The sequence below is a fragment of the Arthrobacter sp. Y3223164 genome (assembly GCF_059091005.1).
The window spans coordinates 1-519 of sequence record NZ_JBNHGF010000816.1; the positions used below are offsets into that span (position 1 = coordinate 1).

The 519-nt window shown below is 70.3% G+C and carries 1 protein-coding gene; it reads left to right on the forward strand.

From position 1 onward, the window contains the following. On the forward strand, positions 1 to 519 hold a 519-nt coding region (locus AC5RUJ_RS18180), incomplete at both ends, for a Mur ligase family protein (protein ID WP_494156510.1).

Sequence of the window (519 nt, forward strand, 5' to 3'; positions counted from 1 at the left end):
GCTGCGGTCGCGGGACCTGCGCGCACTCGTGGGGCCGCTGGCGGCCGCCGTCTACCGCAGCCAGCCGGCGGGCGGACAGGCGCCGGCGCTGTTTGGCGTCACCGGAACCAACGGCAAGACCACCACCACCTACTTCATCAAGTCCCTGCTGGAGGCGCTGGGCCTCAGCACCGGACTGATCGGAACTATCGAGATCACGGCCGGTTCCGAACCGATTCCCAGCGCCCTGACCACGCCGGAATCGCCCGAGGTGCACGGGTTGCTGGCCCTGATGCGCGAACGCGGGCTGGACGCGGCGGCCATGGAGGTCTCCTCGCATGCCATTTCCTTCCGGCGGGTCGATGCCGTCCGGTTCGACGTGGCCGGCTTCACCAATCTCACCCAGGACCACCTGGACCTGCACGGGAGCATGGACGAGTACTTCGAGACCAAGGCCCGCCTGTTCAGCCCGGAGCGGTCCGGCCACGCGGTCGTCTGCGTCGACGACGACTGGGGCCGCCGGCTCGCCGGCCAGGCCCG